We start from the raw sequence: 471 nt of genomic DNA, 5'->3' as shown, positions 1-471 counted from the left end.
GCTCACTGCCTTGCAGGGCAAACAGAAGCGGGCGTTCGGTGAGCATGTGATGGCTCCTTCAAGGCACTGCCGTCAGTGGGCGGCACCATGACGCAGAACTTCGATGCAAAACTCCGCTTCGTAGGGCGGTACGTTGCATTCGACGATGTCATTGGCGGCAACTTGCAGATGCACGCCGACAATATCGGCATGAATCGGTTGCTGGCAGACGTGCCGATCGACCAATACCGCGGTGTAGACCCGACGCGCACCGAGTTGCGCCAGATACGCGCAGGTGCGCAGCAGCGAATGGCCTTCAAACAGCACGTCATCGACAACAAGCAGGGTGGTACTGGCGAGGTCCAGTGCGCCCAGAAGCGGGTTTTCGGTCAATTGCGTGTGTGCATGCAGCACGCTGAGATCATCGGCATAGCGCTTGACCTTCAGGGGGTAAAGAGGCAGTTCCGGCTGGCCGGTCTGACGCGACAGATG

Annotated in this window: 1 protein-coding gene; it reads right to left on the bottom strand. The window is 59.4% G+C overall.

Translation table 11 applies throughout. The features are described 5' to 3' along the window. Positions 1-72 precede the first annotated feature (72 nt). Positions 73-471 (bottom strand): phosphoribosyltransferase family protein (locus tag AC1DH9_RS30915; protein ID WP_477809557.1); only part of this gene is annotated, 399 nt, incomplete at its 5' end.

The sequence above is a fragment of the Pseudomonas sp. 05T35 genome (genome assembly GCF_056396605.1).
Note: the sequence above shows the minus strand (reverse complement) of the source record. Positions and strands in the feature narration are given on the sequence as shown.